We start from the raw sequence: 18,189 nt of genomic DNA on the forward strand, positions 1-18,189 counted from the left end.
TCAATGGCTGTGCTCGGCAGAAGCCTTGCCGAGCTCGGACTTGAGGACGAAGCTGCCGGCGGCAGCCACCTGGGTACCGGCTGCCAGGCCTGCGGTGATCTCCACCTGGCCAGCGTCGCGGCGGCCAGTCTTCACCGGGCGGGCCTCGAAGCCTTCATCGGTGCGGGCGAACACCACGGTCTGCTCCTCCCAGCTCTGCAACGCGCTCTCAGGCACGACAACGGCAGCCTTGAAGCGCTCGACATTGACCGCGATGTTGACGAACAACCCAGGGCGCCAGGCACCGTTGGGGTTGGCCAGGGTGGCGCGCACGGTGGCGGCGCGGTTCTGCTCGCCGAGCAGGCTACCGACGTAGTTGACCTCGCCCTCGACTTCGGCGCCGAGGTCCGGTGCGCTGACGGTCACGCTGCGCCCGCTGGTAACCCGGGCCAGGTCGCGGGGAGCGACGGCGAAAGTGGCCCAGACCCGGCTCAAGTCGGACAAGGTGAAGGCATTGCTGGTCACGTCGACCACTTCGCCCACGGTCAGGTGCTTTTCCACCACCACGGCATCGAAGGGGGCGCGCAATTCGTAGCGGTTACCGGCACCTGCCGGGCCGACCGCAGCCACCTTCTCCCGGGCATTGGCCAGCGCGATCTCGGCTTCTTGCAAGGCCTGGCGCGCCTGCAGGTAGTCCTGCTCGGCGCTGATGCGCTCCTGCCACAGTTGCTGCTCGCGCTGGAAGGTCAGGCGGGCCAGTTCGAGGCGGCGCTGGGCAGCCTGCTGTTCGCTGCGCAGGTCGGAAATCTGCTGGCTGGCGATCACCGCCAGCACCTGCCCGCGATTGACCGACTGGCCAAGCTCGGCCTGCACCGCCTCGACCACTCCAGGCACCCGTGGCACCACATGGGCCGTGCGGTCTTCATCGAAACGGATCTCGCCGGGGAAGCTGATGGCGGTGCCCAGCTCGCGGGGGGCGGCGGCGGCTAGCTGGATACCGGCCGACTCGATCTGGGCGATCGACAGGTGCAGTGCGCCTTCCTTTTCCTGGTGCTCATCGTCAACCTCATCAGTGTGGCCGTGGCTGTCTTCGCCATGATCGTCATGGCGGGGCTCTGCTGTACTGGCTTGGCCTTTACTGGCCTGGCCAAGGTTGCCGGTCCAGGCCAGGCCGCCCATGCCAAGAGCAGCAATGGCAGTGGCCAGGAGGGCGAGTTTGCGGGGGTTAGTCATTGTTGCTCCTGCTGCTCGAAATGTTGCTCAAACCATCCAGGTCGCCGTAGATCCGCTCGACCTGTGCCCGTGCATCGGTTGCCGCGGCCAAGGCCTCCAGGTAAAGCCCGCGCGCGTCGATCAAGGTGCGCTGGGCATCGAGCACGTCGAGGAAGGCGAACTTGCCCATCTCGAAGCCACGGGTGGCGGTGTCCACAGCCTGCTGCGCCGACGGCAGGATGGTGCGGTCGTAGGCCTGCACCTCCTGCATCGCCGTGCGCCACTGATCGACGGCGCTGCGGGTTTCGCTGCGCAGGCGCAGTTCGACCGCGTTGCGCAGGTCGCGGGCCTGGTCGGCGCGGCGTGCGGCGGCCAGCACATTGCCCTGGTTACGGTCGAACAACGGCAAGGGCATCGACAGCCCGACCACGTTGACCCGCTCGCGGTCCTCGCGGCTGTACTGGCTACCAACGCTGACGGTGAGGTTGGGAATGCGCAGGGCCTTTTCCGAGCCAAGCGATGCTTCGCCGCGCTCGACCTGAGCGGCAGCCAGGCGCCATTCGGCGGTACGCTCGACCTGGCCGAGCAAGGCATCGGCTGAAGGAGCAGCTCCAGGTGACAGGCTGGCCGCCGACAGCGTGTCGAAGGTCGCCAGCGGGCTGCCGGTCAACCGCGCCAAGGCCTGGTAGGCCACCGTGCGCTGGGTTTCGGCGCGACGTACCTCGGCCTGGGCCTGGGCCAGTTGCACCTGAGCACGGGTGGCTTCCACCGGTGACGACTGGCCGGCCGTGACCCGGCCCTGGACCACCCGTAAACCACGCTCGGTCAGCGCCTGCGACTGCTGCGCCAGTTCCACGCCAGTCTGCGCGCGCAGGGCGGCGTGGTACGCCTGGACCACATCGGCACGCAGGCCGTTGCGCTGGCGTTCGAGGTCCAGTTGGGCAATGGCCTGGCCGGCACCGGCCACCGCGATGCGTGCACCGCGCTTGCCGCCCAACTCCAGTGGCTGGCTGAGGGTGACGGTACTGGTGCTGGTATCGCGGCGGGTGTCCTCCATTTCCCAGGCCAGTTCAGGGTTGGGGATCAACCCGGCCTGACGCCGCTCGCCCTCGGCGATACCGATTTCGCGACCGGCAGCGGCCAGTTCGGGGTTGTTGGCGAAGGCGGCGCTCAGCGCCTCGGGCAGGCTTATGCCAGGCCCGGCCTGGGCGCTTGCGGTGGCAGCCAGCAACAGGCTGAGCAAGGCGATCTTGCGGGGGGTGGGCACTTCGGAAGTCCTCGTCGGCAAGCATTGGCGAGGGACTGTAAGGAGGGCTGGTTATCGAGGCGGTGGCGCGAACATTACAATTGCGTAATCCGGCGAGCTGACCGAGCAAGTTCGATAATCGCCCACTTTGCCCAGCTGCGACCCCTGATCCAATTGACGAAATTAACCACCCGGTACAAACATAGAGGCATCCAACAACAACAAAGCGATGCTCGCCATGAAGCCCCTTATTCTCGTGCTCAACGGCCCCAACCTGAACATGCTGGGGACCCGTGAGCCTACCCAGTATGGCCATGAAACCCTCGCCGACCTGGCCCAGGGTTGCGCCGACACTGCCCATGCCCACGGCCTGGAAATCGAATTCCGCCAGACCAACCACGAAGGTGAGCTGATCGACTGGATCCACGCCGCACGCGGTCGCTGCGCCGGTATCGTGATCAACCCCGGCGCCTGGACCCACACCTCCATAGCCATCCGTGACGCCCTGGTGGCCAGTGAGCTCCCAGTCATCGAAGTACACCTGTCCAACGTCCACAAACGCGAACCGTTCCGCCACCTGTCGTTCGTCTCGTCGATTGCCGTGGGCGTGATCTGCGGCCTGGGCAGCCACGGCTACCGCATGGCCCTGAGCCACTTTGCCGAGATGTTCAAGGAGCCGCGCGCATGAGCCAGCCCGCCATCCTTGCCGGCCTGATCGGGCGTGGCATTCAGCTGTCGCGCACCCCTGCCCTGCACGAACACGAAGGCGACGCCCAGCACCTGCGTTACCTCTATCGCCTGATTGATGCCGACCAGCTCAAGCTTGAGGACAGCGCCCTGGCGCAGCTGCTCGATGCCGCCCAGCACACCGGTTTTACCGGGCTCAACATCACCTACCCGTTCAAGCAGGCAATCCTGCCACTGCTCGATGAGCTGTCAGAGGAGGCGCGCGGCATTGGCGCGGTGAACACCGTGGTGCTCAAGGATGGCAGGCGGGTCGGCCACAATACCGACTGCCTGGGCTTTGCCGAAGGCCTGCGCCGTGGCCTGCCGGATGTGTCGCGGCGGCGTGTGGTGCAGATGGGTGCTGGCGGTGCCGGCTCGGCGGTGGCCCATGCGCTGCTGGGCGAAGGCGTCGAGCAACTGGTGCTGTTCGAAGTGGATTCGGCGCGCGCCCAGGCGCTGGTGGACAACCTCAACGGCCATTTCGGCCCAGGTCGTGCGGTGCTGGGAACGGACCTTGCGGTAGAGGTGGCCGAAGCCGATGGCCTGGTCAACACCACGCCGGTGGGCATGGCCAAGTTGCCCGGCACGCCTCTGCCCGTGGCGCTGTTGCACCCGCGCTTGTGGGTGGCTGAAATCATCTATTTCCCGCTGCAGACCGAACTGTTGAAAGCAGCACGGGCGCTGGGTTGCCGCACGCTGGATGGCAGCAACATGGCGGTGTTCCAGGCGGTGAAGGCATTCGAGCTGTTCAGTGGCAAACAGGCGGATGCTGAGCGGATGCAGGCGCATTTCGCCAGCTTCTCCTGACACATCGCACCGCCTTCTTCGCGGGACAAGCCCGCTCCTACAAGGGCCTGTAGGAGCGGGCTTGTCCCGCGAAGAGGCCAGCACAGGCTTACCCTTTCTCATCCAGCAGCGCCTGTATGACTTTCTCCTGCCCGGCATAGTCGCCCTCACCAAAGTGCACATGCCGCACCTGCCCTTGCCGATCGACAAAGTAATGCGCCGGCCAGAACTGGTTACCCCAGGCATTCCACACCTGATAGTCGTTATCCACCGCCACCGGATAAGCGATACCCAGGCTGGCCACCTTACTTTTCAGCAGCCCCACGTCATGCTCATAGTCGTACTCCGGCGTATGCACCCCCACCACCACCAAGCCCTGGTCGGCATAGCGCCGCGCCCAGTCGTTGACGTGCGGCAGGCTGCGCTGGCAGTTGATGCAGTCCCAGGTCCAGAAGTCCACCAGCACCACCTTGCCCTTGAGCGCCGGGGCGTCCAGTGGCGGTGAGTTGAGCCATTGGCTGGCGCCAGCCAGTGACGGCATGGCGCCGTAGTTATCGTGAGCCATCAGTTGACCACCCGCGAGGCCCAGGCCGACCAGCGCCAAGGCCACGCCCCCCACTTTCAACAGCGGTCGGCGATCAGTTGTCATGGCAACCGCTCGTGGCATAGGTGCGGTATTCGACGCTCTCACGCTGGCCTTTGGAGTCGAGGTAGTCCATGCGCGTCTTGACCGGGCCGCAGGCATTGCTCTGGTCATCTTTCACCGACAGTACTTTCTTAACATCCAGAAGATCACCATAGCGATACTGCATCACGCTGGCGTCGTTCATCGAGGTGGAGCTGGCATTGGCGGCAACGGCACCGAGGCTGAGCACGGCGAACAGGCTGGCGCTGGCGATAGTCTTGAAGTTCATGGCATCTCTCCTTGGCAACACTTTCAGGGGGGGGATCTGTGCTCCCCGGTCGAGAGCCATTTCACGTCCGCCAGGTATCTCGCTTGTGTCGCCGCAGGCTGTGATCTGCTTCCTGCTGTATCTCTACCCAGGCCAGATACACTGCAATACAAAACCCCGCAGGCAAGCCCCCATGTGCTCGGTACACTGCGCCCACTCCCCCTTGAACAGGAACGCCGCGAATGGAACATGTCGATCACATCCTGATCGTCGACGACGACCGTGAGATCCGCGAACTGGTCGGCAACTACCTGAAAAAGAACGGCCTGCGCACCAGCATCGTCGCCGACGGGCGGCAGATGCGCGCCTTCCTCGAAGCCAACAGTGTCGACCTGATCGTTCTCGACATCATGATGCCCGGCGACGACGGCCTGCTGCTGTGCCGCGAACTGCGTGCCGGCAAGCACCGCAACACGCCGGTATTGATGCTGACGGCACGCAATGACGAGACCGACCGTATCATCGGCCTGGAAATGGGCGCCGACGACTACCTGACCAAGCCGTTCTCCGCTCGCGAACTGCTGGCCCGCATCAATGCCGTGCTGCGCCGCACGCGCATGCTGCCACCGAACCTGACCATCAGCGAAAGCAGCCGCCTGCTCGCCTTCGGCCAGTGGCGCCTGGATACCACCGCCCGTCACCTGCTCGACAATGAAGGCACCCTGGTGGCCCTCAGTGGTGCCGAGTACCGTTTGTTACGGGTGTTCCTCGACCATCCACAGCGGGTGCTCAGCCGCGAGCAGCTGCTGAACCTGACCCAGGGGCGCGAGGCAGACATTTTCGACCGTTCCATCGACCTGCTGGTCAGCCGCCTGCGCCAACGCCTGGGCGACGATGCCCGCGAGCCGAGCTGCATCAAGACCGTGCGCAGCGAGGGCTATGTGTTCTCGCTGGCCGTACAACTGCTTGAGTCACCCTCATGAAATGGCCCCGCACCCTCGCCTCGCGCCTGGCCCTGATCTTCTTCACCGGGCTGGTACTGGCCTATGGGCTGTCGTTCAGCCTGCAGGCCTACGAGCGCTACATCAGCAGCCGCTCGATGATGCTCAGCAACCTTGAACAGGACGTGAGCACTTCGGTGGCCATCCTTGAACGCCTGCCTGCCGCCGAACGTGCTGCCTGGCTGCCGCGGCTGGAACGGCGCACCTACCGTTACCGGCTGGACGAAGGCCAGCCGGGGTCAGCGATGCCCAGCGCCGACCCGCCGATGGCCGCCGAATCGATCGTCAAGGCCATCGGCGCCCAGTACCCGCTGACCTTCCAGGACATCCCCGGTCCCAACGCTCACTTCCAGGCCCACTTGCGCCTGGCCGATGGTGCGCCGCTGACCATCGATGTCACGCCATCCCCCGTCCCGGTGGCGCGCTGGCTGCCGCTGGTACTGCTGATCCAGCTGGCCGTGCTGCTGTTCTGCACCTGGCTGGCGGTGCGCCTGGCCATCGGGCCTCTCACCCGCCTGGCCCAGGCCGTGGACGACCTCGACCCGGACAAACCCGGCGTACAGCTGGATGAAAGCGGCCCGCGCGAGGTCAAGTACGCCGCCGTGGCGTTCAATGCCCTGCAGGCACGCATCGCTGCCTACCTGAAAGAACGCATGCAATTGCTGGCCGCCATCTCCCACGATCTGCAAACACCGATCACGCGCATGAAGCTGCGGGTCGAGGTCATGGACGATGGCGTCGAGAAGGACAAGCTCTGGCATGACCTTGACGCCATGGAGCATCTGGTCCGCGAAGGTGTGGCCTACGCCCGCAGCATGGACATCAACACCGAGGCGCCATGCCGGATCAACCTCGACGCCTTCCTCGACAGCGTGGTGTTCGACTACCAGGACAGCGGTGCTCAGGTGGAGCGCCACGGCAATACCGGCAGCCTGTTGGAAACCCGCCCGCACGCGTTGCGCCGCGTGCTGGTGAACCTGGTGGACAACGCCCTGAAGTTTGCCGGCAAGGCGCAGCTGGAGGTCAGCCGTGATAATGGCAGGACGTTGATCCGGGTGCTCGATGACGGCCCGGGGATTCCGCAGGCGGAGCTGGATGAAGTGCTCAAGCCCTTCTACCGCGTGGAGAGCTCACGCAACCGCAGCACCGGTGGTACAGGACTTGGTCTGGCCATCGCCCAGCAACTGACCCAGGCCATGGGCGGCAGGCTGACCTTGAGCAACCGCAAAAGCGGCGGGTTGTGCGCCCAGATCGAGCTGTAACGCCCTGGACGGTGGCCCCTCGGGCCACCCTACAGCCCTTGGGGCTACAGTCCGATACATAAAACTGCTTTCACCGACACACTGCAGATACCCATTCCCCACACACTCCCGGTCACACAACGACACTCCGGGAGACCTCACCCATGAAGCCGCTCACCCTGCCCTCCGGCTGGAAGCTGTTCGCCGCCCTTGCTGCCCTGACCTTGCTCATGACCGCCGCGGTACTGCTCAGCTACCCGCCCGGTGCGGATGGCCTGCGCAGCGCCATCCGCGCCACCGCCCGAAGTTCTTTCGCATTGTTCCTGCTGGCCTTCCTGGCCTCGACACTGGTCACGTTCCTGCCCGGCAGCGGCAGCCGGCGCGTGCTCCGCGAGCGACGCTACCTGGCCCTGGCCTTCGCCTTCTCGCACACCGTGCATGGGCTGCTGATCTACCGTTACGCCCAGCAATTCCCGGAGCTGTTCTGGGCCGGGCGTACGGTCACCTCGAGCCTGCCGGGAAGCATCGGCTACCTGTTCCTGCTGCTGCTCACCCTGACCTCGTTCAAGGCACCGATGCGCCTGCTCGGCGGCCGCGCCTGGAAGGCCCTGCACAGTAGCGGCATGTGGGTGCTGGCCGGGGTGTTCTGCCTGTCGTTCTACAAGCGCATCCCCATGGGCGGCTGGTACCCGCTGGCCTTCGCCCTGATCTTCAGCGCCATCACCTTCAAGCTCACCGCCAAGCTGGCCCAACAGCAACGCCGAACGGCTTCTGCCCTTTCCTGAAACGAGATGATCACCATGACCACACTGACCCGTACCTTCACCACCTTCGATCGCTTTGGCAGCTGGAGTGCCGACCTGCCGTTAAGGCTGTTCCTGGCCTGGGAGTTTTTCGAGTCCGGCTGGGAGAAATTCAACGGCAGCAACTGGTTCGGCGATCTGCAGTCGAGCTTTCCGTTCCCTTTCAATGTGCTGCCAGCGGAGCTCAACTGGCAGTTGTCGATGTGGGCAGAGCTGCTGCTCCCCCTGCTGCTGTTGCTTGGCCTGGGCACACGGCTCGCATCGGCCGGGCTGATGGTGGTTACCGTGGTGGCGATCGCGGCAGTGCATTGGCCAAGCCACTGGTCGAGCCTGGCAGAACTGGCGCAGGGTTATGCCATCACCGACCAGGGCTTCGGCAACTTCAAATTGCCGCTCATTTATCTGGTCGCCCTGCTGCCGCTGCTGCTCAAAGGGTCGGGGCGCTTGAGCCTGGACCACTGGATCAGGAACCGCGTACTGGGGTAAAGATCAGGGGGCTGCCAGGCAGCCCCTTCAGCCGTTATCGCGTACCGATGACGACACCCAGCTCACGCAGGTTTTCGAGCAATGCCAAGCCCTCCTGCTGATCCGCAGCCAGCGCTTGCAACCGCTCCCGCCCATTGCCCTGAACCTGCATCAGCAAGCAGTAGGCCATGGGCGAAAGCCGTGCGAAACGCACCTGCAATGCAGCATCGCGGTAGACCAGCAGCAGAGTGGGCAATGCAGGCGCCTCAAGCGGCTGGAACGCCGGACCGATACGCTCCACTGGCCAGCGGTAGGCTACAACGCTGGCCGTGCCTGACAACACTGGCTCGCCTTGCAGCAGGTCACCTTGCGGATCGTGATCAGGGTCCTGGACATCGCTCAGGTAGAGCTGCGACTCGATCAGCTCGTAATGGGCCAACTCCCGCTGCCAGGGGGTATCAGGTTCGGTACCCTGCAGATAGTCAACGAAGGCCTCCGCGACTTTGGTAAACAACGGCGAGCGGCAGCGGTAGCTGGCATAGAAATCATGCACCCGCGCATGCCAAAGCTGATCGCCCAGCGTCTTGCGCAGCACGGGGAAGTTCCCCGCCAACAGGGCCTCGATGCCTCCGTAGAACAATTCCCTGTACAGCCTCAAGCGTCGATCCTCGAGCCCCTCCGGTGGCGCATGGCGTTCAGGATCTCGCAGGTGACGAGCCAGACAGAATTGCTGCTCACGCAATACATGGTGCATGCACCACCTCCTGCTGCACGGTGCGAATGTGCGCAACTTCTGCCAGCAGTTCATCCATGGTCGGGTAGTTGAAGTCGCGTTCTAGCACCGTCGGCTGGATGCCGAAACGCTCGCAAGCGCTGGCGAACAGTGACCAGACCTGAGGCTTGACCGCTGCACCATGCGTGTCGACCTTAAGATCGGGTGCCTCGTCATGGTGCCCAGCCAGATGCATGCCGGTAACCCGCATCACGGGAAGCCCCTGCAGAAAGGCCAACGCGTCGTACCCATGGTTGCAGGCGTTGACGTAAACATTGTTGACGTCCAGCAACAGCTCGCAGTCTGCTTCGTCGAGCACCGCCCGGATGAACTCCAGCTCGCTCATCGCCTGGTAAGGCGCGGCGTAGTAGCTGATGTTTTCGATGGCGATGCGCCGCTGCAGTACATCCTGCACCTGGCGAATACGCGCACTGACCTGCCGCACGGCCGCTTCAGTGAAGGGTAACGGCAGCAGATCATAGAGTTGGCCATCATCGCAGCAGTAACTCAGGTGCTCGCTGTAATGGCGTACCTGATGGCGCTCAAGGAACTGCCGGATCTGCTCGAGCAACTCACGATCCAGTGGCAAGCTGCCGCCCAGCGACAGCGACAAACCATGACAGGCCAGGGGAAAGCGCTCGGCCAACTGCGCAAGGTCGCGGCCGAAAGCACCACCGACACCGATCCAGTTTTCCGGGGCGCACTCCAGAAAGTCTACTGCGCCTGGGTCCAGTGTGAGCAAGTCGGGCAAAAGACTACGACGCAGGCCAAGGCCGGCGTGCATGGGCGAGGTGTTCATCTTTGCGTCTCCATAACAAGCACAACGCCCCGTCTGACCAGCAGACGGGGCGTCGTCACATTTCTCAGGAATTCGAATCAGGACTGGCTCTTGCCATGGTTGCCACTGCCACCGCATTTGCCTTCGCCGCACTTGCCTTCGCTTTTGCCGGCCTTGTCACTGCCGCCACACTTGCCTTCGCCCTGGACGGCTTTGCCGCTGCTACCGCACTTGCCTTCGCCACACTTGCCCTCACCCTGGGCCTTGGCCGAAGCCAGCTGGTAACCGTGGGCAAGCGGTTCGACAGCCAACGCCTGGCTGCCAACGGCCATGCTGCCGATAAGCGCAGCGCCGAACAGTCCGAGTTTGTTATGGGTATGAGTCATGGTAAAGCTCCACTCTGGTCAGGAAGTGGAGCTATTCAACCGTGCTCAAGGCCTGGCCGATATCGCCGGATTCGGCTACTCATGTAGGAGCTCACCAACCATTGGCAACAGTTGGCGCCACTCAGTCATCCAACGGCTTTGGAGGGGCCGCCGGTTTGGCCGGCTTCGCAGGTTTCGCGGATTTGCTGTCCTTGGCCTTCGGTTCGGCTACAGCAGCCGCTACGGGCTCTGGCGCAGTCGCTGCTTTTTCAGTCGCGGGCAGCTTGTCGACTGCATCGAAGATCACCTTCGGGTCGATCTTGTCGCCTGACTCATCATCCTTGAGCACGTGACGCTCACCGTCCAGGCCCACCAGGATCACCTTGGTGCCCTTGCTGGCGCCCAACTTGAGTTCGCGAATCAAGGCCATCGTGGTCTGTTGCTCGAGGTTCTTGTCTTCACGCTTGCCCATCATCTGGGCAACGCTGAACAGCACCAGGTTGCGCTCCTTGAAGCCCGCCTGGGTCGCCGGATCCTTGAGGGCCTCGTTCAACCCTCGCAGAGTGGGGTCGGCGCTGCTTGGAGCGATGACGACCAATGGCCTGGCCTTGCCCAGTTCCTTGGCCAGCGGCGCATCACTGTCGGCCGCTAGCAGCGGACCGGCAACAGCGAGCAAGATGGCGAGGGTCAGTGAGCGGACGAGCATGCAAATCTCCTTATTCTCTCGATAAACCAAAGACTACAGATCAGGGAGAAAGATCCGACGTGCGAGACTAAACCAACTCACCCGGTGGATCTCTGACACAAAAGTAACTTCGCATGTCCCCCAAGTCGCTGCCAAACGCAAAATGCCGGTACTCGACCTGAGCATAGTTCATCGATGCACCTTCGTATTCACTGCATCGTTCCCGCCGTGCATGCACAAGCCTGCACGAGAACGAAAACGCGAGGCCACCGTGCCCTCATCCAGAACGTCTGGCCTCACTGCCACCGGGTTGCCGGCGCAACCATGACCGCCGTCAAGTGCTGGCCCAAGGCTTCCCGGGTGAGCTGCTTGTAGATGTTGAGCTCCCGCTGCTGCACGCGATCCTGCAGAAGATTGAATGCTTGGGCTGTCGCCTGGCGTGCCTCCAGTGCTTCTCGTTCGTCGTGAAAGACCTGCGGCACCTGCAAGCGCCCGGGATAGGTTTGCGCCAGATAATCGCGCCAGAAGCGCGTCGTCGCCAGGTAATCGACCAACGCATCCCTGGACTGCGCACTCCTGACGATATTTGCGCCCGCGCGCAGGTCCGTGCTCGACAGGTTGGCCACACCAGGGTTGAGCATCTCGTCGTGCTCGATGGGCAAATCCAGCTGGTCAGCCAGCCCCAGGCGATAAGCCAGGGCAAACTCGAGCGATTCCTCGGGCCTGCCGACCCGAGCGGCATGCAGCCCTGCCACTTCATCGAGCATGTCCAGCCGCCAGCATTGCCCTCCCAGGTGCAGCAGTGCCCGGACCTGATTGCCGGGCATGTCGCGGTTGAGGGCCTTCCACACACGAACGCGCACTTCAAGGTCGCTGAAGCGCAGCGTGGCGTTGTCCTGGCAGTGCTCCGTCAGTGCATTTTCATACAGTTCGGTTTGCAACGCGGGTCGTTCGCTCATGTAGTCGAGCATGCGCAGCACGCGCATTGCCAGGTACCGGGAGAGAAATTCACTCTGGAAATCCGCCGAAGTCGTCAAACGTTCCAACAGATGAAAGAAGTGCCGAGCGGCGGGATTGCCATTCAACTTGCCCCAGAGATTGGCCAGGTGATCTCGCTGGTTGTCTGCCACCAAATCCAGCCAGCGCTGCTTCACGGGTACCTGATTATCGAGCATTTCACTCCAGGCATCCTCCACCCCCTGCAGCGGGTTGTCGGCCAATCTGACCCGGCCGGAACGCCACAGCGCAGAACGATAGAAGCCAAATGGCAGCGAACGGATCGCGTTGTCTCCTACATCAAGCGTGTGCAAGCTCCCAGCCTCCATCACGCCAACGGGAATCGCAGTCAATTGCGTATTGCGCAGCATCAAGGCGTTGAGGCTGGGTATCCGAGCGATGGAAATCACCCGTTGCAACGGATTGTGGGAAAGATTGAGGTAGATCAGATGCTGACAGCTGGCGAGCAGCTCAACGCCATCGTCGTCCAGGCTCAACTGGTTACCCGACAGGTCGAGGATGCGCAGGCGCTGTGCCATCTGCGCAGTCAGCGGCAGATGGGTCAGCCGGCAATTGGTAATGCTCAGGGACTGCAACGCATCGAATGCGCGCAGGAAGCTGTCAGGCACTCGGCGTATCTGCACTGATCGCAGCGCCAGGTCCGATACGTGTGAAAAACGAACCCCCAGCGGAATATCGGGCAACTCATCCAGGTTACTGTGGTAGGTGCTCAAGAGGTATCCCGCGCTCTCTTCTGCCGCTATCAACTGCTTGGGTATCAGATACCGCCAGCACGCGATCAGCCCTTGCGCAAACTCCCGACGCGCTTTCCAGTTCCAGCCCTTGAGCGTCGAAATACGCCAGACGCCAAGGGCCTTGCGCAGTGTGTTGAGCTGACGCTTCAGATCGACCAGCTCGGCCCCCGGATCACGCTGCGCTTGGCGCAAATGAGTCAGCCATCGCTCGACGTCGTCATCATCGAAGCCGGGGTACAGATCGCGCAATTCCGCAGTGAGGTTTCTCACCGCGCCCCGGCCGCGATGAAACCGCTGCCGCCAGCCACTCAACGGGTAACCGATCCGGCCGTTGGCCAGACGCTGTGGCGCGTTGAAACCAACAGCGTCCTGCTTCATGTCGAGCAACTCTGCGATCACCTCCCGCCGCTGAGCAACCCGGCTTGCCATCTGCGATCGCAACTGCCGCACAAACGGCTCACCCACACCCAGCGCAGCGCGCTGCTCATACGTATACCCGGCAGCCAACTGATCAAATAGCTCACCTGGCTCCCCCAGCGCCTGATCCCGTTCATCAAACAATTGATATGCCCCGTCCCGATAGCGAAGACGCAAGATGCGTCCCTGGCCGCTATTGCTCAACAGGGGTGCCGCCAGGTCACCATCGAACAGCTGCCAATACGGCCCCTTTTCGGCACCCGGTGTTGTCTCGAGCAACTTCAGCACCACACGGGCAAGGTCCAGGCTCTGCGGCGTATCAAACAGCAATGCCTCATGCACCCGTATGCAGCGGATGCGCCTGACCAGCGCTGCGGCCGCCAGGCCTATGCCATCCCGGTCGACCGTGTCCAGCAGCGCTTCGGCCCCAAGTCGATGCAGGCTGACAAAGTCCCTTTGCAGCTCCTGGGTGGCAGCCGTCACGGGATACTTTTCATAGTAAAGCTGGCCCACCAATGACCGCTGCCTGGTTTCAACCAGCTCGGCCAAGCGGGCATCGGGCATCGACTCGGCTCCCTGCCATCGGCGCACTCTGGCAAGCAACACGGAGTCCGCCACCTGGCTGCCCGTGCGCAGTTGCCTGACCAGCGCCTGGACCCGCGCCACCAGCGCGACGCGGCTGACTGAATCGACCACGCAGGCCTCCGGCGCCTGGCCACAGATATGCAGCCCCCGCAAATGGCTGGCGTCCAGGCCATGAATGGCCAGCACCTGATCGATCTGTTCAGCCCCAAGATCGCTGAATTCATTGCCCAGGCGACGAAACAGACGCTGGGGCTCGTCCCACTCGACAGGTTGCTCGCACCAGACGCGCCAGGCCCCAGCGCCGTTGTTTCGTAGTTGCGGGCCATGCCCTTGCTTCGGCACGATCTGCCACTGTTCGTCGCCCTGCTCCATCACTTGATAAAAATAGCCATCCATCTTTACCCAGCAACGCCCTTTCAGGCGGTAGACCCCAGTAGCATCGGCAAGGGCTTGCAGGGGCGGTGCCGCGCTGCGAAAAGGTGTCAGGTCGAAGCGCCACAGTTTCTCGCTACCGTCCTCAAGGCGGGCCGTTGCCAAGCCATCAACCAGATGCCACTCCCGCGCTGCTGAACCTGCGACCGCTGCAGTGACACCGACCATGGCCACCGTTTCGGCAATCTTCACCAGGTGGTCCAGCGCCGCCTGGGTATCGCCCTCCTGCCAGTCCTCGACGGCATGAAAAACATCTTTGAGCATGTCCCAGACCATCACCGCACCGAGCATGGCGCCAATGCCGGGCACGAACAGACCCGCCAGGCTGGCCACGGCCCAGGCGGCCGCGATCAGGCGGTCGTGCTCGGCTTGGCGCTGACTGTCGTCGATGACCTTCACGGGCACGGCAATGAACGCCGCATCATCCTTGACCCGGTCTATGTACGCCTGCGCCAGATGGTCGAACAAAGGCAATGGATAGGCAGCCATGTGCTGGTCCATGTCCCGCGACGCCCAAATCGCGACATCCATCAACTCACTGGCAACCTTGGCAAAAAACGCTGCGTTATCTCGTAGGCGGATGAACCGGCTGAAAAAGCGCTGGTAGGCGTTATCTGCCAACCGTTTACCCAGAATTCGCCGGATGAACGTATCCAGATCCCGGGCGGCACTCCAGGGGCTGACCGGATCACCTGGGATGAACACCAGTACGCGCTCACTGGCGCCGAAACCCAACGATGTCGTGGTCTGCTCGAACACCACCAACTGCTCGACTTTGCACCCGAAGACGCTCAGTTGCCTGGCAATCACCGGCTTGCCTTGCAACGTGGCAGCATTCGCGCCCTGACAGATTGCGATCACTACAGCCAGCTCATCGGCCGACAATATCCCCTCGGTCTTGGCCTTGCAGGCATCCAGCAACATCGAGGCAGCCTGCATATCCTTGATCGAAGACATGAAACTGTGGCCATCCACGGCTGGTGCAAACAGGATCGCGTCCAGGTGCTGCTGATAGCGCTGGCCCACATCAAGCTTGCGACAGCCTTTGGCAAACGCCGAAGCGCTCATCTGCTTGAACGTGCTGCCATCGCCTGTCACCACGCGGTCGTTGCGCGGCAGGCCACCCTCCCGGGCCTCGTCCTCGGTAAAATTGGCCATTGCCGCGTCGAGCAAAGGGATGTCGTAGCTGTTCTTTTCCTGCTGTGGCTGGTGGCCGGTTGCGAACTCTGGCTCGGGCGCAATGCTGTAATAGAAGTGGCGCAGGAACAATGCCTCACTGTCGACCGACGCATACAGTCTGTTGCTTAGCTCACGCTGCAACAACTGCCCGCAATACTGGCGTATGTCCTGTATACGTCCAATCTCGCGGCTCAGGCGCTGACGGCAGGCGTAGCTGGTTGCGAGCGCATCGAGCACGAACCTGAGTTGCTCGGCAGTCAGCGAAGCACCTGCAGGTGGCTGGCCGGGCGTGTTGCTGGCGACGCGCAGGTTGCGGATCCAGGCCGGCAGGCGACCGGCAACCAAGCCATCCTGAAAGCGTTGCTCCAGCGCCAGGTTGGCCGAGCGTATGGATGTCTGGTTATCACTGCTATGCATGGCGCACCTCCGAATGTCTGGAAGTGCGACGCTAATCGCCGGCCTTGAGCGCCAAGGGCTAGATAGTTACCGCGCTGTCAGAACAACAGCAGCTGGCGATCGGTCAAAGCAGCGAAGTCATCACCGACAAAAGGCAGGATGGCATCTGCCACCGGTTGCAGTTGGCGGCTCAGGTAGTGTTCGTAGTCGATCGGGGCCTGCTGGTTTTCCAACGGCTCAGGGCCTGCGGTGGTGATCAGGTAGCTGATCCAGCCGCCGCGCTGATACTGCCTGGGGCGCCCGATACGACTGTTGTAGTCATCCGCCAGGCGCGCGGCGCGCACGTGCGGCGGAACATTGCGCTGGTAATCGGCCAGAGGCCGGCGCAGGCGCTTGCGATACACCAGCAGCTCGTCGAGCTCGCCCGCCAGGGTCTGACGCACGTACTCACGCAGGTAATCGCGATACGGCTGGCCGCGGAAGATCCGCCCGTACAACTCCTGCTGAAAGCGCTGGGCCAGTGGCGACCAGTCGGTGCGCACCGACTCCAGGCCCTTGTAAACCACGTCTTCACGACCATCGCCTCGTTGCACCAGGCCGGCATAGCGCTTCTTGCTGCCCTCGTCGGTGCCGCGGATGGTCGGCATCAGGAAACGCCGGTAGTGCACCTCGAACTGCAGCTCCAGCGCGCTGTCCAGCTTCAAGGTCGCCTGCAGGTGCTCGCGCCACCACGCGTTGACCTGCGCCACCAGATCACGACCAATCCGGGCCGCGGCCTCTTCGCCATGGGCACCCTTGAGCCAGACGAAGGTGGAGTCGGTGTCCCCATAGATCACTTCATAACCCTGCGTCTCGATCAGTGCACGGGTCTGGCGCATGATCTGGTGACCTCGCATGGTGATCGACGAGGCCAGGCGCGGGTCGAAAAAGCGGCAACCGCTGGAGCCAAGCACGCCGTAGAAGGCATTCATGATGATCTTCAGCGCTTGCGACAGCGGTGCGTTGCCCTCCCGCTTGGCCGCTTCGCGCCCCTGCCATACACGCTCGACGATGGCCGGCAGGCAATGTTCGGTGCGCGAAAACCGCCCACCGCGAAAGCCTTCCACCGAGTGTTCGTCTTCGGGCAGGCGCAAGCCCTCCACCAGGCCCACCGGGTCGATCAGGAAGGTGCGGATGATCGACGGGTACAGGCTCTTGTAGTCAAGCACCAGCACTGAGTCGTACAACCCTGGGCGAGAATCCATGACGAAGCCGCCGGGGCTGGCCTCGTCCGGACGGCTGCCGAGGCTGGGCGCGACAAAGCCCAGGCGGTGCATGTGCGGGATGTACAGGTGGCAGAACGCGGCGACCGAGCCGCCACTGCGATCTACCGCCAGGCCGGTGACCGACGAACGCTCCAGCAGGAAGTCGAGCAACCGGGTATGGGCAAAGATGCGGGTGACCAACTCGCAGTCCTTGAGGTTGTAGCGCGCCAGGGCCGGTTTGTCTTCAGCGAAGCGGCGGTTGATCTCATCCATGCGCTGGTAAGGCGTGTCACTGTCCTTGCCCTCGCCGAGCAAGGTCTGGGCGACGTTTTCCAAGCTGAACGAAGGGAAATTCCAGGTCGCCGAGCGCAACGCCTCGATGCCGTCGATCAACAGTCGCCCGGGGGCATCGGCGAACACGTGGCCGCCGCCGGCATGGGTACGCAGGGTCATCGGCGCGCCGTTGCGCCCCAGCGCCAGCGGCACCTGCAGCGCCTTGGCGTGCTCATGCAGCAGGCGCAGGTCGAACTGGATCAGGTTCCAGCCGATGATTGCGTCCGGGTCATGTTCGGCCATCCACTGGTTGAGGCAAGTCAGCAACTCGGCGCGGTCAGCGCAATAGTGCAGGTCGAAATCGACGCCATCGGCATCACCATTGGCCGGCCCGAGCATGTACACCTGGCGCTGGCCGCAGCCTTCCAGGGCGATGCTGTACAGCTCGCCGCGCTCGCTGGTCTCGATGTCCAGCGACGCCAGGCGCAACGTCGGGCGGTAGCCCTGCAACGGCTTGAGCTGGGCTTCGCAGTACACGCCCTGCTCGTCGCGCTGGCCGGTGAACTGCACTGGGGCGGTGATGAAGCGCTCCATCAGGTAGCGCTCCGGCGGGCGGATATCGGCTTCGAAGACGTCGATACCGGCCGTACGCAGGCGCTGCTCCAGTTGCATCAGCTGGCGGTGCTGACGGGTGTAGAGGCCGAGCATCGTGCGCTGGTCAAAGTCCTTCAGGCGCAGCGGCTTGAGTTGCACGCCTTGCTCCTTGGCCAACAACACCCGGGCGTGCTCGGCCTGCGCCTGCGGGATGAAGGCCACCGATTCCTGGGGGGTCAGGCGCAGCAGCCGTGGCCCGGCATCGGTGGCCAGCCAGAATTCCACGCAGGTGCCCTCGGGCGTGTCATGCCAATGCCGGGTGAGGACAAAGCCCTGCTGCAACTCCACCGCGTCGACCTCTGCTGA

15 protein-coding genes and 1 pseudogene are annotated in these 18,189 nt (G+C 63.2%); 6 read left to right on the top strand and 10 right to left on the bottom strand.

All coding sequences use genetic code 11. The features are described from left to right. Both ACOKS3_RS18025 and ACOKS3_RS18030 read right to left on the bottom strand, forming a co-directional pair. Window positions 1-1,212, bottom strand: coding sequence for an efflux RND transporter periplasmic adaptor subunit (locus ACOKS3_RS18025; protein ID WP_103448003.1), 1,212 nt, complete (start codon window positions 1,210-1,212; stop codon window positions 1-3). Then, window positions 1,205-2,458, bottom strand: coding sequence for a TolC family protein (locus tag ACOKS3_RS18030; protein ID WP_103448004.1), 1,254 nt, complete (start codon window positions 2,456-2,458; stop codon window positions 1,205-1,207). Before ACOKS3_RS18030 ends, ACOKS3_RS18025 begins: the two co-directional genes overlap by 8 nt. Before the next feature lie 217 nt (window positions 2,459-2,675). Here ACOKS3_RS18030 and aroQ point away from each other — a divergent pair, with 217 nt between their 5' ends. After that, on the top strand, window positions 2,676-3,125 hold the full coding sequence (gene aroQ, locus ACOKS3_RS18035) for a type II 3-dehydroquinate dehydratase (RefSeq protein WP_103448282.1): 450 nt from the start codon (window positions 2,676-2,678) through the stop codon (window positions 3,123-3,125). After that, window positions 3,122-3,970, top strand: coding sequence for a shikimate dehydrogenase (locus ACOKS3_RS18040; RefSeq protein WP_103448005.1), 849 nt, complete (start codon window positions 3,122-3,124; stop codon window positions 3,968-3,970). The genes aroQ and ACOKS3_RS18040 overlap by 4 nt, the downstream gene beginning before the upstream one ends. A gap of 88 nt (window positions 3,971-4,058) precedes the next feature. Here the strand turns inward: ACOKS3_RS18040 and ACOKS3_RS18045 are convergent, their stop codons facing one another. Then, window positions 4,059-4,598 carry a thioredoxin family protein gene (locus tag ACOKS3_RS18045; RefSeq protein ID WP_103448006.1) on the bottom strand — a complete coding sequence of 180 codons (540 nt, stop codon included), beginning with the start codon at window positions 4,596-4,598 and terminating at the stop codon, window positions 4,059-4,061. Continuing rightward, window positions 4,588-4,863, bottom strand: coding sequence for a DUF2790 domain-containing protein (locus tag ACOKS3_RS18050; protein ID WP_103448007.1), 276 nt, complete (start codon window positions 4,861-4,863; stop codon window positions 4,588-4,590). Before ACOKS3_RS18050 ends, ACOKS3_RS18045 begins: the two co-directional genes overlap by 11 nt. Window positions 4,864-5,084: 221 nt before the next feature. Between ACOKS3_RS18050 and ACOKS3_RS18055 the strand changes: the two genes are divergently transcribed. The 4 genes from ACOKS3_RS18055 to ACOKS3_RS18070 all read left to right on the top strand — a co-directional run bounded on the left by ACOKS3_RS18055 (window position 5,085) and on the right by ACOKS3_RS18070 (window position 8,373). After that, window positions 5,085-5,825, top strand: a complete 741-nt coding sequence (locus ACOKS3_RS18055) for a response regulator (protein WP_103448008.1) — start codon at window positions 5,085-5,087, stop codon at window positions 5,823-5,825. Continuing rightward, window positions 5,822-7,105: a sensor histidine kinase gene (locus tag ACOKS3_RS18060; RefSeq protein ID WP_422763553.1), complete on the top strand. Its 1,284-nt coding sequence runs from the start codon at window positions 5,822-5,824 to the stop codon at window positions 7,103-7,105. The genes ACOKS3_RS18055 and ACOKS3_RS18060 overlap by 4 nt, the downstream gene beginning before the upstream one ends. A 143-nt stretch (window positions 7,106-7,248) precedes the next feature. Beyond that, complete coding sequence (locus ACOKS3_RS18065) at window positions 7,249-7,869, top strand: ferric reductase-like transmembrane domain-containing protein (RefSeq protein WP_422763552.1); 621 nt, start codon at window positions 7,249-7,251, stop codon at window positions 7,867-7,869. 15 nt (window positions 7,870-7,884) lie between these two features. Further along, window positions 7,885-8,373 carry an HvfX family Cu-binding RiPP maturation protein gene (locus tag ACOKS3_RS18070; RefSeq protein WP_422763551.1) on the top strand — a complete coding sequence of 163 codons (489 nt, stop codon included), beginning with the start codon at window positions 7,885-7,887 and terminating at the stop codon, window positions 8,371-8,373. Between the two features lie 34 nt (window positions 8,374-8,407). On the opposite strand, the gene ACOKS3_RS18075 is transcribed toward ACOKS3_RS18070, so the two are convergent. The 6 genes and pseudogenes from ACOKS3_RS18075 to ACOKS3_RS18100 all read right to left on the bottom strand — a co-directional run bounded on the left by ACOKS3_RS18075 (window position 8,408) and on the right by ACOKS3_RS18100 (window position 18,171). After that, on the bottom strand, window positions 8,408-9,106 hold the full coding sequence (locus ACOKS3_RS18075; protein ID WP_103448011.1) for an HvfC family RiPP maturation protein: 699 nt from the start codon (window positions 9,104-9,106) through the stop codon (window positions 8,408-8,410). After that, complete coding sequence (locus ACOKS3_RS18080; RefSeq protein ID WP_103448012.1) at window positions 9,087-9,923, bottom strand: HvfB family MNIO-type RiPP peptide maturase; 837 nt, start codon at window positions 9,921-9,923, stop codon at window positions 9,087-9,089. The genes ACOKS3_RS18075 and ACOKS3_RS18080 overlap by 20 nt, the downstream gene beginning before the upstream one ends. A gap of 110 nt (window positions 9,924-10,033) precedes the next feature. Beyond that, window positions 10,034-10,288, bottom strand: a pseudogene (locus ACOKS3_RS18085) (HvfA family oxazolone/thioamide-modified RiPP metallophore); the annotation flags it as partial. 121 nt (window positions 10,289-10,409) lie between these two features. Continuing rightward, window positions 10,410-10,973, bottom strand: coding sequence for a DUF4174 domain-containing protein (locus tag ACOKS3_RS18090; RefSeq protein ID WP_103448013.1), 564 nt, complete (start codon window positions 10,971-10,973; stop codon window positions 10,410-10,412). 275 nt (window positions 10,974-11,248) lie between these two features. Further along, complete coding sequence (locus ACOKS3_RS18095; protein ID WP_422763550.1) at window positions 11,249-15,733, bottom strand: NEL-type E3 ubiquitin ligase domain-containing protein; 4,485 nt, start codon at window positions 15,731-15,733, stop codon at window positions 11,249-11,251. 77 nt (window positions 15,734-15,810) lie between these two features. Continuing rightward, on the bottom strand, window positions 15,811-18,171 hold the full coding sequence (locus tag ACOKS3_RS18100) for a DNA polymerase II (RefSeq protein WP_422763549.1): 2,361 nt from the start codon (window positions 18,169-18,171) through the stop codon (window positions 15,811-15,813). Window positions 18,172-18,189: the final 18 nt, after the last annotated feature.

It is taken from the genome of Pseudomonas sp. HS6-2 (genome assembly GCF_049325675.2).
Classification (GTDB): domain Bacteria; phylum Pseudomonadota; class Gammaproteobacteria; order Pseudomonadales; family Pseudomonadaceae; genus Aquipseudomonas; species Aquipseudomonas putida_N.

Coding starts and splice junctions, on each gene's coding strand:
- ACOKS3_RS18025 (WP_103448003.1), bottom strand. CDS start 1,212: ATGACTAACCCCCGCAAACTCGCCCTCCTGGCCACTGCCATTGCTGCT.
- aroQ (WP_103448282.1), top strand. CDS start 2,676: ATGAAGCCCCTTATTCTCGTGCTCAACGGCCCCAACCTGAACATGCTG.
- ACOKS3_RS18040 (WP_103448005.1), top strand. CDS start 3,122: ATGAGCCAGCCCGCCATCCTTGCCGGCCTGATCGGGCGTGGCATTCAG.
- ACOKS3_RS18045 (WP_103448006.1), bottom strand. CDS start 4,598: ATGACAACTGATCGCCGACCGCTGTTGAAAGTGGGGGGCGTGGCCTTG.
- ACOKS3_RS18050 (WP_103448007.1), bottom strand. CDS start 4,863: ATGAACTTCAAGACTATCGCCAGCGCCAGCCTGTTCGCCGTGCTCAGC.
- ACOKS3_RS18055 (WP_103448008.1), top strand. CDS start 5,085: ATGGAACATGTCGATCACATCCTGATCGTCGACGACGACCGTGAGATC.
- ACOKS3_RS18060 (WP_422763553.1), top strand. CDS start 5,822: ATGAAATGGCCCCGCACCCTCGCCTCGCGCCTGGCCCTGATCTTCTTC.
- ACOKS3_RS18065 (WP_422763552.1), top strand. CDS start 7,249: ATGAAGCCGCTCACCCTGCCCTCCGGCTGGAAGCTGTTCGCCGCCCTT.
- ACOKS3_RS18070 (WP_422763551.1), top strand. CDS start 7,885: ATGACCACACTGACCCGTACCTTCACCACCTTCGATCGCTTTGGCAGC.
- ACOKS3_RS18075 (WP_103448011.1), bottom strand. CDS start 9,106: ATGCACCATGTATTGCGTGAGCAGCAATTCTGTCTGGCTCGTCACCTG.
- ACOKS3_RS18080 (WP_103448012.1), bottom strand. CDS start 9,923: ATGAACACCTCGCCCATGCACGCCGGCCTTGGCCTGCGTCGTAGTCTT.
- ACOKS3_RS18090 (WP_103448013.1), bottom strand. CDS start 10,973: ATGCTCGTCCGCTCACTGACCCTCGCCATCTTGCTCGCTGTTGCCGGT.
- ACOKS3_RS18095 (WP_422763550.1), bottom strand. CDS start 15,733: ATGCATAGCAGTGATAACCAGACATCCATACGCTCGGCCAACCTGGCG.